This window comes from Kouleothrix sp. 19917 (genome assembly GCF_057073505.1).
In genome coordinates, this window is sequence record NZ_CP097099.1 from 5,927,546 (window position 1) to 5,945,810 (window position 18,265).

The following is an 18,265-nucleotide window of genomic DNA, read 5'->3' on the forward strand; positions in this document are numbered from 1 at the left end:
TGCTACTTTTGCACCAGGCTCACCCAACGGCCAAACTCGGCTTCGGTCACCAGCTTGCCGATCTTCTGGTACTCACGGCGAATCGCCCGCATCACCTGCCCCATGCCGATCGTGCTGCCATCCTCGGCGGCGAGAAAGGCCGCCAGCAGCGCGACGTTGCGAATGTTGCCGCCGGCCAGCCGGAACTGCCGCGCCAGCAGCGCCAGGTCGATATCGGCGGCCAGCGGTGCCTCGGCGGGAAATACGCGCGCCCAGATCTGCCGGCGGTAGGCTTCTTCGGGAAACGGGAAGTCGATCGTCATATGCAGCCGCCGCACGAATGCGTCGTCGAGGTTGTTGAGCAGGTTGGTGGCAAGAATGACCACGCCGTCGTACTCTTCCATTTTTTGCAGCAGGTAGCCCACCTCGATATTCGCGTAGCGGTCGTGCGCGTCTTTCACTTCGCTGCGCTTGCCGAAAATTGCGTCGGCCTCGTCGAAGAACAGGATTGCGTTGGCCTCGCGCGCCGCGCTAAACACCCGGTCGAGGTTCTTCTCGGTCTCGCCAATGTATTTGCTCACCATGCTGGACAGGTCGATTTTGTAGAGTTCCAGCCCCAGCTCGGCGGCAATGATCTCGGCGGCCATAGTTTTGCCCGTGCCCGAAGGGCCAGCGAACAGCACATTCACGCCCTTGCCCATCGCCAGGTGCCGGTCGAAGCCCCAGCGCTCCAGCACGGTGCGGCGGTGGCGCACCTGCGCGGTGATCTCGCGCAGCTGGGCAACCTGATCGGGCGGCAGCACCAGATCGTCCCAGGTGTAGCTGGCGCTGATTTTGTGCGCCAAGCTGGCCAGCCGGCCGCTCGACTGGGCGCGGCAGGCGGCGAACAGATCGTGCGGTGCGATGCGCGCGCCTTCGGCATTGCGCCAGCGCGCCAGCGCCCGCGCCATGGCTGCCGCGTCGCGGATCTGGCCGCCGCTCAGGCGAAAAGTGCTCGCCAGCGCCTGAAGCGTTGCGTCGTCGGGCCGCTCGCCATTCAGGCGGCGCTGCCACAGCTGCTCGCGCTCGCTGTAGGAAAGCGCCGGCAGCTCGACGCGCAGGTAGCGGCTGTGCGGCAGCGCGCCATTTGTTTCCCAACCGTGGCTTAGCAGCACAAACTGCGGCCCGCGAAACTCGTCGATGATTGGCAGCAGGGCGGCGCGCCACGCGCCAGCGTGCTCTTCGTGCAGCAGCCGGTCCGCGCCCTGCCAGGCGATCGCCGCGCCGCGCAGGGTCGCCTCGCGCACGATTCGGCGGGCCAGCTCGAACTGCGTCGGCGCGTGCGACACGTCGGCGCCATCAGACGCGATCAGCCGCTCAAGATCGACGGTGAGCAGGGGCAGGCTGTCTTCGCTGCACAGGCTTTCGGCAATTGCTTTGCGCCCGCTGCCATAGCCGCCTTGCAGCGCCAGCACCAGCCCGTCGTCCGGCCGAAAGGCGTGCCGCAGGCGCGCGGTCAGGTCTTCCGCCAGCAGCAGGGAGCCAAGCGCCCGCTGCGGGTGTTCGAGCGCGGCGAACGGCATTAGCTCGGCATCCAGGGCGGGCGCGCCGGTATTGCCCAATTCCGCCACCACGCGGTCGTCGAGCTTGATGAAGCGCGCAAGCAGCGGCGGCTGGCGCTGGCCATCTTCAAAAAGCTGGATCAGGCGGTGGCGGCGCAGCGGTGCGTCGGGCGCAAAGGCGCGCACCAGCGTTGCGCTCGCAGCATCGCCGCCGGCCAGCAGGCGAATGGCGAGATCGACGGTTGGGCGTTTACGCGTGACATCGTCCTGAACGTAGGCATACAGCCGCTCGTAGCGCAGATCGAGCTCGGGCACCAACGCCACCAGCACAATGTCCTGCTCGAATTCTGCAAGGCCAAACAAGCGCGCCATGCGGCTCATGCGCGATTCCTGGCCGGCGTGGGCCAGCGCGGCCGCCTGTGCGGCAATCGCCCGGCGCTCGGCCTGGAGCGCGGCGCGCTCGGCAAGCAGGGTCGGCGAAAAGCCCGCATCCGCCGCGCTCAGAATGTCCACCTCGGCGTCGGGGATGTACAGGCCGCGATAGCTATCGTCGGCCAGCGCGCCAAACATCTCGCGCGTGGCGGCAATTTGCACCTGCAACCGGCGGTGCAGCCAGTCGCGCAGCGCCGCCACATGCCCGGCGCTATCGGTAAATCTCGGCGTGTTGGTCGCAATAGCGAAATCAGCTGGCATCATGCTCCGGCTTCGTGTTCTGCTGCGGGCGGGGCCGTTTCGGGCCGCAGCCACTCGCGCAGCAGGTCGAGCAATTGCACATTTCCCTGGATGGACGCGACATGCTGGCTGCCGTGAAGCTGAATAGTGCCGCGCACAACCTTGGTAGTGTTCGAGCGCCACAGCTTCACCACAAAAGTCGCGGGCAGCAGCGGCAGCGCTTCAAGCGTGCTGGTGCCGTCGATATGCAGCAGCCACTGCCCATCGGCGGATGCGCGCAGGCGAATAACCAGGGCCATCGTCTCACCGATTGGCGTCGGCTCCACGGATTCCTCCAGAATGCGAGAGCATCCCGATTGCCGCTATGAATGGGCACGGCGGCGCAGCAGGCCACCAAACAGCAGGAGCACAAGCGCGAGCAAGGCGAGGGGCTGGAATGAGGGCTGGGAAGTGCTGGTGCGAGGTAGCTCGCTTGGCCGGTTGATAACAGCATCCTTCACAATTTTCACGTCGATTGTGCTCTGCTGCGACAGTGTTTTGAGAATAAACATGCTTTGCAGCGTGCCGTCGCTGGCTTGGAACGCGGTTGGCGTATTGAGCGCCAGGTAGTCAATTGTTGCCGGCATCACCGTCAGGGCATAGCTGCCGGCAGGAATGGGCAAGTAACCACTGCCATTTGCAAACCCAACATTTGCAATCAGCAGGTCGGGCACGCTGCCGGGCGCGGCTGCTGGGTCAGCGCGGCGCACGTCTACCGCTGGCGCATCGGGCGAAAAATTGTACACGCGCAGCTGCGGGCCTTTTTCGCTCGGCGGAATAGGGTGATCCGCAATCGTCGCCAGCCGCAGCTCGGGCAGCTGGCCAACCAGCCCAATTGTATAGACGCCATCGGCCGCCGCGCTTAATTCAAGCGCTTGCGCAATGCCCGCGCTGGCGATTGTGATGCGAACCTTGTGCTTGCCAGCTGGAACAGTGGAATATTCAGTAATCGTGCCAAATGCCAGCGGTTGATCGGCGCTTTTGCCATCAATCGTAATATCCACCGCCGGCACGTCGGGCGCGGCGTGAACAAAGCGAACATTTGCGGGCCTGGCTGCGCTTGCAGGTGTGGCAGGCAGCGCCAGCATAAGCATGGCGAGGGCGCCCAACGCCCAGAGCCAGGAATGTGTGATTCGCAGCATTGCTTTCGCTCTTTTGCGATATTTACGCCAGGAATGAGAACAGCACGAGCATAGCACAGGCATATCGTCTGCCTGTCGTTTCATACGCGCGATTGACATACTTTTGTGCAATTATTATTTTTGCGCTTCGTAATGCGTAGTATGGAAATACAATCTATGGAGAAACGGAACTCTTGTGCAATTTTATTTGCGCCGCCGGGTGGTGCAGGCGATTCCTTGCGCCCGTAGTAGCGCGATATCGGCAATGATGGTACGCTGCGAAACCTGAAGCGCCTGTGCCAGATCGCGGTCGGTGGGTGCCGCGCCCTGCGCCTGTGCCTCGGCAAGCAGGCGAACGATGCGCGCGTGGCGAAGCGCTATTTTTCCGTGCATACGCGCAAAGCGGGTGTCGTCTGCGCCTGCATGGATCGTCCACTGCACCAGCACGCGCTCGCGCGGGGCCAATGGCCGACCAAGCGGTGCATCAAGGCGCGCAAGCTCAACCGCGATCTGCGCGGGCTGCTGCGCGCCGGATTCGGCTGCGGCCTGGCGCAGGGCGGCCGCGTGGGTCGCCGCAAGCTGCTCCAAAGCAGCGGCATCGCGGCCTGCGCGCCGAGCCGCCGCCAGTGCGCGGGCATAGAACTGGCTCGCTTGGGCTGGGTTTGCTTGCTCAAGCGCGCTTGTACCTGCCGCCGCAAATGCATCGCTGGCAGCATTCCAATGCTCGGCCTGCTCGTAGTGAAGTGCATACTGCTCAGGCGGCGCGCCGAGCCAGGCCAGGTGGCGGGCGGCCTGGGCGTGCATGGCCCGGCGGCGCGCGGGCGGCAGGTTCGTGTAGATATAGTCGCGCACCAGGCCGGCACAAAATGCCAGCACTCCGTGCTGCTCGGCCAGCCAGCCATCGGCCAGCAGGGCAGGCACCTGCGCCAGCATGGCAGCATCGAGCAGGCCATTGAGCACTGCCAAGGCTGGCTGCGTCTCCAGAATGCTCAGCCATTCCAGCAGGCGCAGCGCCGGGGTTGCGAGCAAAGCACACTGCTGCTCGGCCCACTGGCGGGCGGCTGGCGGCAAAGGTTCATTCGGTGCAGCCTGCGCGAGCGCCTGCACCAGCAGCGGGTTTCCGCCACTCTGAAGCACCAGCGCGCCGAGCTGTGCGGGGTTGTTGGCAGCGCCCGCCAGCTGCGCAATTTCCTCACATGCATCGCTTGGAAGATCCCCAAGAGGAATGCGCGCGACAGACTGCTCGCGCTCAAGTGCGCGCGCTGCGCGCCATGCCGCCTGGTTCGCGCGCAGCTCGCGCCCGCGATAGCTGAGCACCAGCAGTGTCCGGCTATTCCGCAGCGCGGCGGCACAATCATGGACGAGCTGCCACAGCGCAGGCGCGGCCAGGTGCATGCCTTCCAGCACAAAAACATGGGTTTGGGCATCGCCAAGCGCCTGGGCAGCTTGCGCAAACTGCACTGCTATGGCCACTGTTCCCGGGCCCTGCTGAGCATGTGGCTGCCCAAAAACGAGCGCCATTTCCTCGGCCAGCTGCGTATGAATCACCTGGCCCCACACACCTGCCAGTGCCTGGCGCAGTATGGCTTCAAGCGGCGCAAAGGGCTGTGTGGCAGCTGCTTCGATTTCCAACGCAATCACACGCGCCTGCCGCCAGCGCGCGCCTTCTGCAAATGCATCAATCAGGTGGCTTTTACCAACACCGGCCGCGCCTTCCAGCAGCACAATTGCGCCCTGCCCGGCATGGGCCCGGTCGAGCATGCCCAGCAGCGCGGCGCGCTCGGCCTCGCGCCCAAGCAGGGGTGGCACGCCTGGCAGGGCTGGCGCATAATAGGCGGCCCGAATGCTATTCGCCAGCGCGCGCGTTTCGGGCAGCGGTGTGCTTTGAAACTCGTCTTCCAGCAGCTCGACCAGCTGATCATACGTTTGTAACGCTTCGGCATGCCGGCCAAGCTGCGCCGCAAGGCGCATCACCACCTGGTACGACGTTTCGTTCAGCGGGTCGGCCAGCATCCAGCGATGCGCATAGGCAAGCGCTTCGGCAAATTGCGCGTCTTTTATCAGCGCATCGCACACTTTTGCCAGCGTCGTGAGGTACAGGTCGCGCAGGGCAACGCGCGGCACAAGCAACCACTCGGCATCAATTCCATCTAAAAGCTCGCCGGTATAGTACTCAATTGCGCTTTTCCAATCGTTTAGTGAATCAGAAGCAGCCAAAACTTTGAACTCGGCCACATCGCTTGAAATGTTTGTCAGGCGAATGTTGCTGTGGTCGGCTTCGAGCCAGTCTGGCGCAGTGTCAAGGCTCTGGCGCAGCCGGTACAGCGTGTCGTTCAGGCGCAGGCGCGCAAGCGCCCCCGGCAGGTGCGGCCAGAGTCGTTCGGCAACCAGTGTGCGCGGCACAGCGCGCCCGGCTGGCGCATTCAGGGCCAGGTAGCCAAGCAAAGGAGGAATAAGCGAGCCAGAAAACATCAGCGAGCGATTTGCAGCATGGACGTGTAGCGGGCCAAATAACATCATGCGCGCAATACTCATACTTTTTCGTGATGCGCACCAACTGTTTCCACACCCGTGCGCCGTTCGTTATCGAGTGATTTTCCGATATTGAGTATGGGCGAAGTTCATTTTTGCAACAGTGATCTCGTTCACATATCGTCCTCCTCAGCAGTATGTGCATCCTGGCCTCACGCAATGACTCAAAAACTTTCTTTAAGTAGTAGCTTTTTCGGGTGGTTTTCCGTTGCGCGGTGAGCAGCCGAGAAAGCGCGGGAGGATCATCGGCGATGGGCACGACGAGCCGGAAAGAACAGCGTAGTTGGGCCATTCTTGTCGAGCTGAATACACAATTAGGCTGGGGGCTAGGAAACGATACGCTTGCAGGCTATGCTCAATCGTTGAATAGATGCATAGTAGATGGAGATAGCGATGCCCAACTGCGGCGCGTGATGTATAACTACCACACAGATCATGTGTTAGTCGAGGCGCTCTCGCAGCACGACCATCGCGAACACGCGGCCATGTGGGAACGGTGGGCTACGCTGGCGCGGCCAATTGTGCGGCGCGCTGGGCTGATCTGGGAATTCGATAGCGCGGTAAGCCTGGAAGACCTGGTGCAGGTTGCCAGCATGGAGCTGGCGCGCGCGCTGCCGCGTTATCGCTACGCCAGCCGCTTTTCTACCTGGGCACATCAGGTGGTGGTGCAAAGTGTGCTGCGCTACCTGCGTGGATTGCGTGCCCAGAAACGCTATAATCCACTCGGCACTACCGAGAACTCAATCGCGCAGTTCGCCCCAGCGCACCTTGATCCTGAAGCCCACATGCAAGGCAGCGCGCTGTTTGAGCTGGTGTGTGATTTACTGCGCGCACAGGCAGATCCACGCCTGACGCATATTTTCTTCCTGTGGGCCGTCGCCGATTGCCGCGTCAGCGATATTGGGCCGCAGGTGGGGCTAAGCGAATCGCGCGTGCGGGTGCTGCTCAATCAGTCGCGCCGCATTCTGGCCGCTTCGCCTGCAGTGCGCGAGTGGGCCGGCGCTGGCAACTATAGCGAAGTGCAGAAATAGTGAGCCACAGAGAACACGGAGAACACCGAGCTTTTGAATATCGTCCTCAGTGCCTTTGTGCACTCTGTGGCTCAACCATTTTGCTCTCTGCCACAATGCGCTTTCGGCGCAGAGGTTCGGAGATGAAGGATAGGAATAGAGCGATAGCTATAATGATTTGTCAAAAAGAGAATAGGCGGCTGCGCTGGCAAGTTCTCCGTTCTGGTGGGTTTGTTATCGCCATTCTCACACAGTGCTCATCCTGCTCTCTTGCCTTTCTCAGTTTCTGACGCTATATTCTCCACAACGAACTGTGCAGACAGCTCGTGATTAGCGTAGATATTGGCGCGATGATTTGGCCGGCTGGGCCGCGAAAGTGGCCTTTCCGGCCAAAAAAATAGCCTGAAACAGGAGGGATGTATGGCTGAGAGCAAGCGGATGCAGCGGCGCGCATTTCTGCACACCTGCCTGGCGTTGCCGGCCACCTACCTGCTGGCGGCCTGCGCTGGCAGCACCGCCAGCGCGCCAACCGCAGCGCCGGCTGCCGCGCCGGCCAGCACCAGCGCGCCAACCGCTGCGCCAGCTGCCGCGCCAGCCAGCACCAGCGCGCCGACGCTTGCGCCCACGGCTCAGCCCGCTGCACCGACAGCAGCGCCCGCGCCGACCGCTCTGCCCGCGTCCACCGCGCCGGCAGTGGCAGCCTTGCAGCCCACGCCCGCCTGCGGCGACGACGACGACGAGCCAACGCCAGCGCAGACCGAAGGGCCGTACTACACGCCCAACACGCCCGAGCGCGCCTCGCTGATCGAGCCGGGGATGGCCGGTACGACGCTGATCGTCACCGGGCAGGTGCTAAGCACTGGCTGCCAGCCCGTCGCGCGCGCCCTGCTCGATTTCTGGCACGCCGACGACGCCGGCCAGTACGATAATGCAGGCTTTCGGCTGCGCGGCCACCAGTTCACCGACGAGCAGGGCCAGTTTCGCCTTGAAACGATCCGGCCCGGGCTTTATACTGGCCGCACGCGCCACATCCATGTCAAGGTGCAGGCGCCCAACGGCCCGGTGCTGACCACGCAGCTCTACTTTCCCAACGAACCCGCAAACGATCGGGATTCGATCTTCAACCCAGCGTTGCTGCTGGGCGAACGCGACACCGAGGATGGCAAGGCCGCAACATTTGATTTTGTTGTGCAGGCCGGCGCGTAAGGCAACCGTGAGGGAGAACGTTCGCCATATACAGGAGAAGCATTGTGAAGAACCGGAACTTACTCTACCTGGGCGGCGCGGCGGTGGTGATCGTCGCCGTGGTCGCATATGTGATCTTTGGCGTGCTGCTGCGCGCGCCCGAGGCGGCCAGCGGCCCCATCCAGGCGATCCCGCTCGCCACGGGCGCCCCAGCCGCCGCCACGAACGCCCCGGCCGCAGCCGAGGCCACCGCCGCGCCCGCCGCGCCCGCCAGCGGCGAAGCGACTGCCGCGCCAGCGGCGGCCAGCGGCGGCCAGCTGCTGTTCCAGATCGTGCCCGATCAGTCCGAGGCGCGCTTCAAGCTTACCGAAGAGCTGCGCGGCGCGCCCACCAATGTGGTCGGCACAACCGACCAGGTCGCCGGGCAGATCGAGATCAACCCGAACGACCTGAGCGCCACCAAGCTCGGCACCATCCAGATCAACGCGCGCACGCTCGCCACCGACAGCTCGCAGCGCAATCGCGCCATCAACAACTTCATTCTCAACACGTCGAGCTTCGAGTTCATTACCTTCAAGCCCACTGCCGTGAGCGGGCTGAGCGGCAGCGCGGCGCTGGGCCAAACCTACAGCTTCGAGATCACCGGCGACCTGACGATCAAGGACGTGACGAAGTCGGTGGTGTTCAAGGCGACGGCCACGCCCGAAACCGAGCAAAAGCTTAGCGGCACGGCCTCGACCGTGATCAACCGCGACGACTACGGCCTGACCATCCCGAACGTGCCGTTTGTGGCAAATGTGAGCCAGGATGTGACCTTGGAGCTGGATTTCGTGGCAGCGCCAACGTCGTAAGCGCGCTGAAGCCCACGCCCAACGCACACAGCGCCGGCCTTGGGGCCGGCGCTGTGCTATTGGCTGTTTGAAGCGAGGTTTCAGAGAAGAGAAGCGCATCCTGAGTGGCGCATCGCGCGTATCGAAGGGTGCGCCGCCCCGCTACAAGCACACTATGACGCCTTCTTCTCAGCGATGCTCTTGCCCTGCATAAACAGCAGCAGGTAGTCGGGGCCGCCACCCTTCGAGTCGGTGCCCGACATATTGAAGCCGCCAAAGGGGTGCACGCCCACCATCGCGCCGGTGATCTTGCGGTTGAGGTAGAGGTTGCCGACATGCAGGTCTTCGCGGGCGCGCTCAAGGCGCTCGGGTACGTTCGAGAACAGGCCGCCCGTCAGGCCGAACTCGGTGTTGTTCGCCACCTCCATCGCCTCATCGAAGTCGCCCGCCTTGATAAAGGCCAGCACCGGGCCAAAGATTTCTTCCTGCGACAGCCGCGCGTCGGGCGCAATGTCGGCGAAGATCGTTGGCGGCGCGAAATAGCCCTCGCTCTCGGGGTCGTTGGGCAGCTCGCCGCCCAGCACCAGCCGGCCTTCCTGCTTGCCAATCTCAATGTACTGCCGAATCTTGTCGAGCGAGCGGCCATCGATCACCGCGCCCAGCGCGCTCTCGCGCTTGGCCGGGTCGCCCACAGTCAGCGTGCGGGCGCGCTCCACCACCTTTTCCAGCAGCTCATCGTACACGGGCGCAACCGCCACCACGCGCGAGCAGGCCGAGCACTTCTGGCCCTGGAAGCCAAAGGCTGCAGCCACAATCGCCTGCGCGGCCGCGTCGATGTCGGCGGTTTCATCCACCACCGTCGTGTCTTTGCCGCCCATTTCCAGCACGGTGCGCTTGAGCCAGCGCTGGCCGGGGTGTACCTTGGCGGCGCGCTCGTAGATGCGCAGGCCGATCTCTTTCGAGCCGGTGAAGCCAATAAAGCGCGTCTTCGGGTGGTCGACCAGCAGGTCGCCGATCACGGCGTCGTCGCCCGTGACGAAGTTGACGACGCCGGCCGGCACGCCCACCTCGGCCAGGATTTCCATGAGCTTATAGGCGATCACTGGCGAGCGCGGCGAGGGCTTGAGCACCACCGTATTGCCCGTCACCAGCGGGGCCACCACCAGGCCGGTGGTGATCGCCAGCGCGAAGTTCCACGGCGGGATGGCCAGGCCCGCGCCCAGCGGGATGTACTGCATTTCGGCGTGCTCGCCCGGCAGCTGATAGACCTGCTGCGGCCCGGCCAGGCGCTGCATCTCGCGCGCGTAGTACTCGCAGAAGTCGATCGCCTCGGCCACGTCGGCATAGGCTTCGGCCCAGTTCTTGTTGACCTCGTAAATCATCCAGGCGCTCAGCTCGTAGATGCGGCTGCGCATGATCGCGGCGGTTTTCACCAAGTAGCCCACGCGCTCTTCGGCACTGGTTTTGCGCCAGGTGTCGAAGCGGGCGTGCGCCACTTCCAGCGCGCGCGTGGCCTGCTCGGCCGAGGCGCTCGATGCGTAGCCCACCACATCGCCCGGGCGGGCGGGGTTGCGCGAGGCAATCGTCTTCTCAGTGACGATCTGCTCGCCGTCGATCACCAGCGGGTATGTTTTGCCGAACTGAGCCCTGACATCGGCCAGCGCGCGCTCCATTGCGTCGGCGTGGGCGGGGTCGTTGAAATCGACATACGGCTCGTTGCGGTATTCGGGCAGCTCCATCGGATACTCCTTATGTCAGCAGCTGTTTGCGCTGCACAGACGCGCCTGCCAACCGATAACGACCGGCCCCCAAGCAGCGCCTGTGGTCGGTCGTCGATCGCGCGCGGTGCGCATGTGCCGCCCGCATTATAACACTGCCAGCGAAGCGGAGTTGCAGGTTTGAAGGTTTGCAGGTTGCAGGTTCCACGTTTGCCGGTTGCAGGTTGAATGAACCGCAGAGAGCGCAAAGGGCGCGAAGGGTTGTAAGATTGGCAGGTGCCAGATTTGAAGGTTGACCAACGAACAGGAATTCTAACCGCAGAGAGCGCAAAGAACGCAAAGGTTTCGCAGGTTGCGGGCCTAATCCCAAAACCCCAGACCCTAAACCCTCACAAGGTTCTCGGTTCTGTGGTTCCGCAGTTCGTGGTTTTATTTACTCAACACTCAGCATTCAAAACTCAACACTCACCCCTCGCCGGCCATGCCCAGCAGGCGCGCCCACTGCTCGGGGGAAACTGGCACCACCGAGAGGCGGCCCTGGCGCACCAGCGCAAAGTCGGCAAAGGCCGGGTCGGCCTTGATCGCGGCAAGCGTGACCGGGCGGGGGAGCGGGCGCAGTGGCGCGACATCGACCACCACGAGCTTGGGGGTATCGAGCTTGGGGTCGGCGTAGGGCGCGCTGGTGATGGTGGCAATGCCCACGGCCTGGCGCTCGTCGCCGGTGTGGTAGATCAGCGCCTGGTCGCCGGGCTGCATGGCGCGCAAATGGATCAGGGCGGCGTTGTTGCTCACCCCATCCCACACCGTGCCCCCGTCCCGCGTCAGGTCGGCGAAGGCGTAATCGTTGGGCTCGGTCTTCAGCAGCCAGTACTGCGTCATTTTTCTCCCTCCTTTAGTGGCAGGGTCACGCGAAAGGTGCTGCCCTGCCCGAGCGTGCTTTCGACATTGATCGTGCCGCCGTGCAGCTCAACCAGTTCTTTGACAATATAAAGGCCCATGCCCAGGCCGCTGATCTGCTCGCCGTTGATGTTGCGGGCGCGGTAGAAGCGCTCGTACACGCGCTCGCGTTCGTCTTCGGGGATGCCCATCCCCTCGTCGGCGATAGTTATGACTGCCTGATCATCCACGGCGCGCAGCCGCATGGTGATCATGCCGCCGGCCGGGCTGTATTTGATCGCGTTCTGAACCAGATTGTAAAACACTTGCTCAAGCGCCTGATCGTCGCCATCGATCATCAGCGGCACGGCCGGCAGCTCGGTGGTAAGTGGATGCTGGTCGGTCAGCAGCTCAAGCTGCGAGGCAACGCGCGCCAGCTCGAAGCGCAGATCGATCGGCTCGCGTTTGAGCTTCAGCGAGTCTTCGGCCAGACGATACATACTAATCATGGTGTTTGTCAGCCGGTTGATCCGCTCGCCCTGCACAAGGATGGCCTGAATAATACGCTGGTCGCGCTCGGGGTTGGCGTGGCCGTGATCGAAATGGCGGCGCATCATCTGGCCGTAGCCCAGCAGCGCGGTAATTGGCGTGCGCAGCTCGTGGGCCACGGCGATCAGAAATTCGTCGCGGCTGCGCAGCGTGGCCTCGATCTGGGTGCGCGCCTCCTGCTCCAGCTCAAGCTGGCGGTTGCGCAGCCGCAGCTGCTCGCGCATGTCTTCGGCGCGGCGGCGCTCGGTGAGGTCGCGCGTAACCTTGCCAAAGCCGCGCAGGTTTCCATCGGTGTCGAACAGGGCGGTGATCAGCACATTGGCCCAGAAGCGCGAGCCATCTTTGCGCAGCCGCCAGCCTTCTTCTTCGTAGCGGCCTTCGCGCGTGGCAATTTCCAGCTCGCGGGCGGGCTTGCCAGCGGCGAGGTCTTCGTCCGGGTAGAAGATCGAGAAGTGCTTGCCAATGATTTCGCTGGCGGAATAACCTTTGAGCAGTTGGGCGCCGAGGTTCCAGCTGCCAATATAACCCTGCTGGTCGAGCATGAAAATGGCGTAATCGCGCACGCCGCCCACCAGCATGCGGAAGCGCTCTTCGCTCAGGCGCAGTGCTTCTTCGGCCGCCACGGCCCGGTCGATCAGGCCGCCAATGTCGTCGAGCGCCTTGCGCAGTTCGTGCAGCCGCACCCGCAGCGATTCCGCATCATCTTGCCCGGGGTTGCCTGTGCTCATGCCGTTTCCTCGCTGGCTTGCGCGCCTTCAACCTGCTCCAGGCGCAGCCGTGTAATGCCCAGGCGCAGCTCGTCGCCGGGCGCAATCGCCCGCTCACGCCGCACGCGCTCTTCAGCGCCGCCGGGTGAAGCAACCCATGTGCCGTTTTTACTGGCGTCGCGCACAAGCACCTGATCGCCGTCGCCAACCGTGAAAATCGCGTGATCGGCCGAGATCAGCTCGTCGCCGCCGAGTGTGAGCCGGCGCTCGTGCTGCTGCGGGGCGCGCCGCCGGCCGATCAGGTTTTCGCCTTCCATAAGCTGCAGCAGCCTGGCCGGGCGCGTGCCATTGCTCAGCACGCGCAGCTGGAAGCGCGGCGCGGCCAGCTCGAAGAGAAAGCGCGTGCCGTCGTGCCAGAGCCGGCCGCCAAACAGCTCGCTGGCGATGGCGCGCATGGCCTCGGGGGCGAGCTGTGTGCCCAGGCGCAGCATGCCCGCCACGGCTGGCAATTCGTCGAGCCCCAGCACCTTCAGCTGGCGGCGGTGCTCGCTGATCGTCAGCGAGATATGCGAGTCGGGGTGGGTGATTGGCGCGCAGATCAGCGCGCCGGCCATGCGCTCGAACGGCTGGGCTTCGGGCATGGTGCCAAGCAGCGCCGGCGCGGCATCGTCGAGGCGCTCGCGCACCGCATTGCGCAGGGCATCCACAAGCTGAATCGGCGTGATCCCACCAGCTTCGGCCAGGGGCACGCCACTGTCGCGCATGGCCCAGCGCCCGCCCGGCTGCGCCGCAATCGGCCCGGTGTAGGCGCGCACCGCGCCAACAATGGCGGCGGCTGGCTGGAGCAGCAGCAGGTCGGCGGGCGCGGCACCGGGCGCGGGCGCAAAGTGCAGCAGCAGCATGCTTGGCGTGTCGGTGCGGGCGGCCCCGAGGCGGGCGCGCAGATCGAGCGCCAGCGCGCGCAAAGCCAGGCGTTCCGCACTGGTGTCTGGAATGGTGCCGAGGTAGATCTGGGGATACACTGCGCCTCTCCACAGCTGAACTCAATGCTGTGAGAGTATAGCGGGATGCGGATCGAACGTCAATAGCGCGGGCTATTGGCCTGGCTATGTCAAAGCCCCAAAACTTATCCACAGATTCCGCAGATTACACAGATATAAGGTCTATTATCTGCGTAATCTGCGCAATCTGTGGATAAATCACTCGTTCCTATTTCAATGTTGAAATGGCTCTGCTGTTTGGGAGTAATGGCTCTTTCTACTGATCAAGCACCACCGATTCCAGGCCAAGCTCGGTGCGCAGCGCGCCGATCAGGTCTTCGCTGCAATGCACTTTGTGGCGCGGCTGAAGCAGCACCGTCGTTTCGCCATTCGGGATGTGCAGGATGACGCTGGCGTCGCCTTCGCTCTGGCGCAGCAGCCGGTCCACGCGGTGCATACGCACCACGTCGGCGTCGAGGTCGCCGGTGCGGGGCAGGAACAGCCGCAGCTGCTGCACAAAGGCAGGCACGGGCGGGGGAGCCGCGCCGTTGCCATTGCCGTTCGCGTGGCCGTTGCCGTTGCCATTGCCATTCGCGCCCACTTTCATGCGCGAGCGGATCACGCTTATCGGGCTTTCGAGCGCGGGTGGCTCGCTTGGCGCAGGTGGCTCAGTTGGCGCAGGAGCGGGCGCAGCGCCAAGCGCGCGCGAATCCAGGCCGGCTGGGTGCGGCGCGTCGTCGTGCGGGGCAGCCATAGCTATAGCCTCCTCGATTGCCGGCGGCAGCGCCTCGGCACGGTTTTCCAGGTCCATCTGCGGAGCGATCTCGGGCGCTTCGGCCGGCGCTGCCGCAAGGTCGAGCGTTTCGGCGCTTTCCAGCAGCAGCTGAATGCTTTCGTTGCGCTTGTCGACTTTGGCCATCAGCCGCAGCAGCGCGTCGTCCTGCAGCAGCTCGCGATACTTCTCGAAGCTCTTGGGGAAGACCACCAGCTCGACCGATGATTCGAGGTCTTCCAGCGTGGCAACAAGCATGCTGTCGCCTTTTTTGGTCGCCAGCCGCTTTGTTGCACTAAGCATGCCAACAAAGGTGTGCACCTTGCCCACCAGCTCGTCGCCAAGCTGGCTCAGCGGCGTGATGCCCGTCAGGTCGCGGCCGTCGAGCGCCTTGGCGATCGGGTGGTCGGAAACGTACATGCCCAGCAGTTCTTTTTCCCAGGCCAGTCGCTCTTTGTCGTGCTGCGGCTCGGGGCGAATGATCGGCAGCGGAATGGATTGCACCGACACGCCACCACTGCTGCCGCCGCCGCCAAACAGGTCGAACATGCTGACCTGGCCGGATTCGCGGGCGCGCTGCGCTTCGACGCCAGCGGAAAGCGCCGCATCGAGGATCTGGAGCTTCTGGTGGCGCGTGCCGGGCATCGCATCCATTGCGCCGCACTTGATCAGGCTTTCCAGCACGCGCTTGTTCAGCGCCACGCGGTCGACCCGGTCGCAGAAGTCTTCCAGCCCTTTGAACATGCCGCCATTCTCGCGCGTGCCAATCACGGCGTGCACCGGGCCGCTGCCCACGTTGCGAATAGCCGAAAGGCCGAAACGAATGCCCTGGCGATTCGCGAAGTCGGCGAGGTGGCCGTCGGGCAAATTCTCGATGGTGAAGCCCTCGCTGCTGCGGTTCACATCGGCCGGCAGCACCGCCACGCCCAGGCGGCCACACTCGGCCACGCTCTTCGCCACTTCGCCAATTTCGCCAGCCGCAGCCGTGAGCACCGCCGCCATATACTCGGTCGGGTGGTTGGTTTTGAGCCAGGCGGTCTGGTAGGAAAGCAGGCCGTACAGCGTTGCGTGCGGGCGGTTGAACGAGTAGCCGGCGAAGGGCAGGATCAGCTCCCACAGCTGCGTGGCGATCTCCTGGCTAATGCCCTTCTTGCCACAGCCTTCCTTGAAGCGGATTTCGTTCTCGCCCATCAGCTCTTTGTTCTTCTTGCTGATGGCCTTGATGACGATGTACGCTTCGCCCAGCGTGTAGCCCGCAATCGTCTGGAGCAGCTGCATGATCTGCTCCTGGTAGACGATCACGCCATAGGTGTCTTCCAGAATAGGCTTGAGAATCGGGTGCAGGTATTTAATCGCGTGCGGGTTGTTTTTGTTCTGAATATAGACTGGGATTTGCTCAAGCGGGCCGGGGCGATACAGCGCAACCATGGCGTACAGGTCGTCGACGCGGGTCGGGCGCAGCTGCATCAGGTAGCGGGTCATGCCCGCGCTTTCAAGCTGGAAGACGTTGGTGGTTTCGCCGCGGCCCAGGCTTTCAAAGGTCGCGCGATCTTCCAGCGGGATGTCGGCCAACTCAAGCTTTTTGCCAGTGGTTTGCTGAACGTATTTCAGCGCCTCGGCCACGATCGAGAGGTTTGCAAGGCCCAGGATGTCCATTTTCAGCAGGCCCATCTTGGCCAGGGTCGGGCCTTCGAACGCCGCCATTACGGCGTTTTCGTCCTTCGAGGTGCGCTGCAGCGGCACCATTTCGTCGAGCGGGTTGCGGCTCACCACCACGCCACATGCGTGCGTGCCAACGCTTTTCATGCGGCCTTCGACCTTGCGCGCCCAGTCGATCAGGTTGTGCAGCTCGGGGTTGCCTTCATAGATCTGTTTCAGCTCAGGCACGCGCTCCAGCGCCTGCGCGATCGTGGTGCCAACCGGCAGCGAGGGGATGAGCTTGGCGACGCGATCGACCTCGCTCAGCGGGATGTCGAGCACGCGCGCCATGTCGCGCAGCGCGGCTTTTGCGCCCAGCGTGCCATAGGTAATGATCTGCGCAACGTTCTCGCGGCCATAGGTGCTGGCGATATAGTCGAGAATTTCGCCGCGCCGCGAGTCGGCAAAGTCCGTGTCGATGTCGGGCATCTCAAGGCGCTCGCGCGACAGGAAGCGCTCGAACAGCAGCTTGTTTTTGATCGGGTCGACGTCGGTGATGTAGAGGCAGTACAGCACCAGCGACGCGCCGGCCGAACCGCGCGGCAGCGCGGGAATGCCGTTGGTGCGGGCGAATTTCACATAGTCCCACACAATCAGCATGTAGTCGGGGAAGCCGGTGGCGTTGATCACATCCAGCTCGTAGTCGAGCCGGCGCACATATTCTTCGGTCGGGCTGCCGCCGGTGCGCTTCATCAGGCCTTCTTCGCACACAAATTTCAGGTACGAAGCGGCGTCGTGTCCTTCGGGAATGAAGTTGAGCTGCGGCAGCTGCACGCGCCCGAAGTCCATTTTCAGGTGGCACATGTCGGCGATGCGGCGGGTATTTTCCAGTGGCGCGGTGCCGTAGCGCTTGAAGAGCTGCCACATTTCCTCGCCCGACGTGATGTGGTAGCTGTCGTCCATCTGGTAGTTTTTGGTGCAGAAGTCTTTCATGGTCAGGTTGAAACCCATGGCCATGACATGCTTCTGCGCCTCGAGGTCTTCGCGCCGCACAAAGTGCGTGTCGTTGGTCGCCACCAGCGGGATGCCCAGCTCCTTGCCGATGCGCATCAGCTCGTCGTTGATCGGCTCCAGCTCGGGCGTGTTGCCGTGGAGCTGCAATTCCAGGTAGTAGTTGTCGGGGCCGAACAGGTCGCGGTACCAGGCCGCCACTTCGCGCGCTTCTTTTTTCTGCTGGATGGTCAGGTGCTGAATGACTTCGCCAGCAATGCACGACGAGGTAGCGATTACGCCTTCGTGGTACTTTTCGAGCATGGCGCGGTCGATGCGCGGGCGGGCGAACACGCCACGGCCCATGCCGTCGAGGTGGGCGCGCGAGGTGAGCTTAACCAGGTTGGCGTAGCCGACTTCGTTCTGCGCCAGCAGCAGCATGTGGAAGTAGTTCTTGCCGCCTTTGACCATCGGGTCTTTTGCCGAGCCAGGCGCCATGTAGGCTTCCACGCCAATGATCGGCTTGATGCCAACCTTTTTCGCGGCGGCGTAGAAGTCCATCGCGCCATACATCACGCCGTGGTCGGTCAGCGCAATGCTGTCCATCCCCAGTTCCGCCGCACGCTCGACAATGCCTTTGGTGGTGGCATAGCCGTCGAGCAGGCTGTATTCCGAATGGACATGGAGATGGGTGAAATCGCTCATGCTGTGCTCCGAACAAAGCAGGCCGCCGCCGTAGCGAGAAATAGTTTACACTTCACAAAAACGCCGGCCAAGGCAAAGAGTCTTACCATGCCGCAAAACCATGCTCGCGCATGGCGGGTGTGTCAGCAAATCTCGCACTTTTCCGCACTGTGTGAACATAATGCAGCAGCGGGGTGTTCCTGATCCAACGGCTGTTTTGCATTATAGCACAGTCATGCGATTTCTTGTGGTGGATAACCAGTGAAGAGTGTAAGCCATTCTTGGGGATAACCTGTGTATAATGTGGATGAAATTTTTGTTCTAACGCAGGAGTCAGGTTTCAGAAGACAGAAATCAGAATAGGAAAACTACCGACTAACAGTTTCTTCACCGCAAAAAGCGCAAAGGGCGCAGAGAGCTGAATGTTTACAGGTTGCTCTGA

12 protein-coding genes are annotated in these 18,265 nt (G+C 63.1%); 3 read left to right on the forward strand and 9 right to left on the reverse strand.

The features are described 5' to 3' along the window. Nucleotides 1-2 precede the first annotated feature (2 nt). From M1P90_RS23915 to M1P90_RS23930, 4 genes are all read right to left on the reverse strand, one after another. The gene (locus M1P90_RS23915) at nt 3-2,216 is read right to left on the reverse strand and encodes an ATP-binding protein (RefSeq protein WP_483697996.1); all 2,214 of its coding nucleotides are present in this window, start codon (nt 2,214-2,216) and stop codon (nt 3-5) included. Beyond that, nucleotides 2,213-2,518 carry a hypothetical protein gene (locus tag M1P90_RS23920; RefSeq protein ID WP_483697997.1) on the reverse strand — a complete coding sequence of 102 codons (306 nt, stop codon included), beginning with the start codon at nt 2,516-2,518 and terminating at the stop codon, nt 2,213-2,215. The genes M1P90_RS23915 and M1P90_RS23920 overlap by 4 nt, the downstream gene beginning before the upstream one ends. A 36-nt stretch (nt 2,519-2,554) precedes the next feature. After that, nucleotides 2,555-3,373, reverse strand: a complete 819-nt coding sequence (locus tag M1P90_RS23925; RefSeq protein ID WP_483697999.1) for a DUF4397 domain-containing protein — start codon at nt 3,371-3,373, stop codon at nt 2,555-2,557. Nucleotides 3,374-3,556: 183 nt separating this feature from the next. Beyond that, the gene (locus M1P90_RS23930; RefSeq protein ID WP_483698000.1) at nt 3,557-5,887 is read right to left on the reverse strand and encodes a BTAD domain-containing putative transcriptional regulator; all 2,331 of its coding nucleotides are present in this window, start codon (nt 5,885-5,887) and stop codon (nt 3,557-3,559) included. 410 nt (nt 5,888-6,297) lie between these two features. On the opposite strand from M1P90_RS23930, the gene M1P90_RS23935 reads away from it, so the two are divergent. From M1P90_RS23935 to M1P90_RS23945, 3 genes are all read left to right on the forward strand, one after another. Next, nucleotides 6,298-6,915, forward strand: a complete 618-nt coding sequence (locus M1P90_RS23935) for a sigma-70 family RNA polymerase sigma factor (RefSeq protein ID WP_483698002.1) — start codon at nt 6,298-6,300, stop codon at nt 6,913-6,915. A gap of 399 nt (nt 6,916-7,314) precedes the next feature. Next, the gene (locus tag M1P90_RS23940) at nt 7,315-8,100 is read left to right on the forward strand and encodes a dioxygenase family protein (protein ID WP_483698004.1); all 786 of its coding nucleotides are present in this window, start codon (nt 7,315-7,317) and stop codon (nt 8,098-8,100) included. Nucleotides 8,101-8,144: 44 nt separating this feature from the next. Further along, nucleotides 8,145-8,930 (forward strand): YceI family protein, encoded by a 786-nt coding sequence (locus M1P90_RS23945; RefSeq protein ID WP_483698006.1) that lies wholly within the window; start codon nt 8,145-8,147, stop codon nt 8,928-8,930. 152 nt (nt 8,931-9,082) lie between these two features. Here the strand turns inward: M1P90_RS23945 and pruA are convergent, their stop codons facing one another. From pruA to dnaE, 5 genes are all read right to left on the reverse strand, one after another. Further along, on the reverse strand, nt 9,083-10,648 hold the full coding sequence (gene pruA, locus M1P90_RS23950; RefSeq protein WP_483698007.1) for an L-glutamate gamma-semialdehyde dehydrogenase: 1,566 nt from the start codon (nt 10,646-10,648) through the stop codon (nt 9,083-9,085). A gap of 444 nt (nt 10,649-11,092) precedes the next feature. Next, nucleotides 11,093-11,506 (reverse strand): EVE domain-containing protein, encoded by a 414-nt coding sequence (locus tag M1P90_RS23955; RefSeq protein WP_483698009.1) that lies wholly within the window; start codon nt 11,504-11,506, stop codon nt 11,093-11,095. Beyond that, on the reverse strand, nt 11,503-12,780 hold the full coding sequence (locus tag M1P90_RS23960; RefSeq protein ID WP_483698011.1) for a PAS domain-containing sensor histidine kinase: 1,278 nt from the start codon (nt 12,778-12,780) through the stop codon (nt 11,503-11,505). The genes M1P90_RS23955 and M1P90_RS23960 overlap by 4 nt, the downstream gene beginning before the upstream one ends. Next, on the reverse strand, nt 12,777-13,781 hold the full coding sequence (locus M1P90_RS23965) for an FHA domain-containing protein (protein WP_483698013.1): 1,005 nt from the start codon (nt 13,779-13,781) through the stop codon (nt 12,777-12,779). Before M1P90_RS23965 ends, M1P90_RS23960 begins: the two co-directional genes overlap by 4 nt. A gap of 235 nt (nt 13,782-14,016) precedes the next feature. Next, on the reverse strand, nt 14,017-17,844 hold the full coding sequence (gene dnaE, locus M1P90_RS23970) for a DNA polymerase III subunit alpha (RefSeq protein ID WP_483698014.1): 3,828 nt from the start codon (nt 17,842-17,844) through the stop codon (nt 14,017-14,019). Nucleotides 17,845-18,265 lie beyond the last annotated feature (421 nt).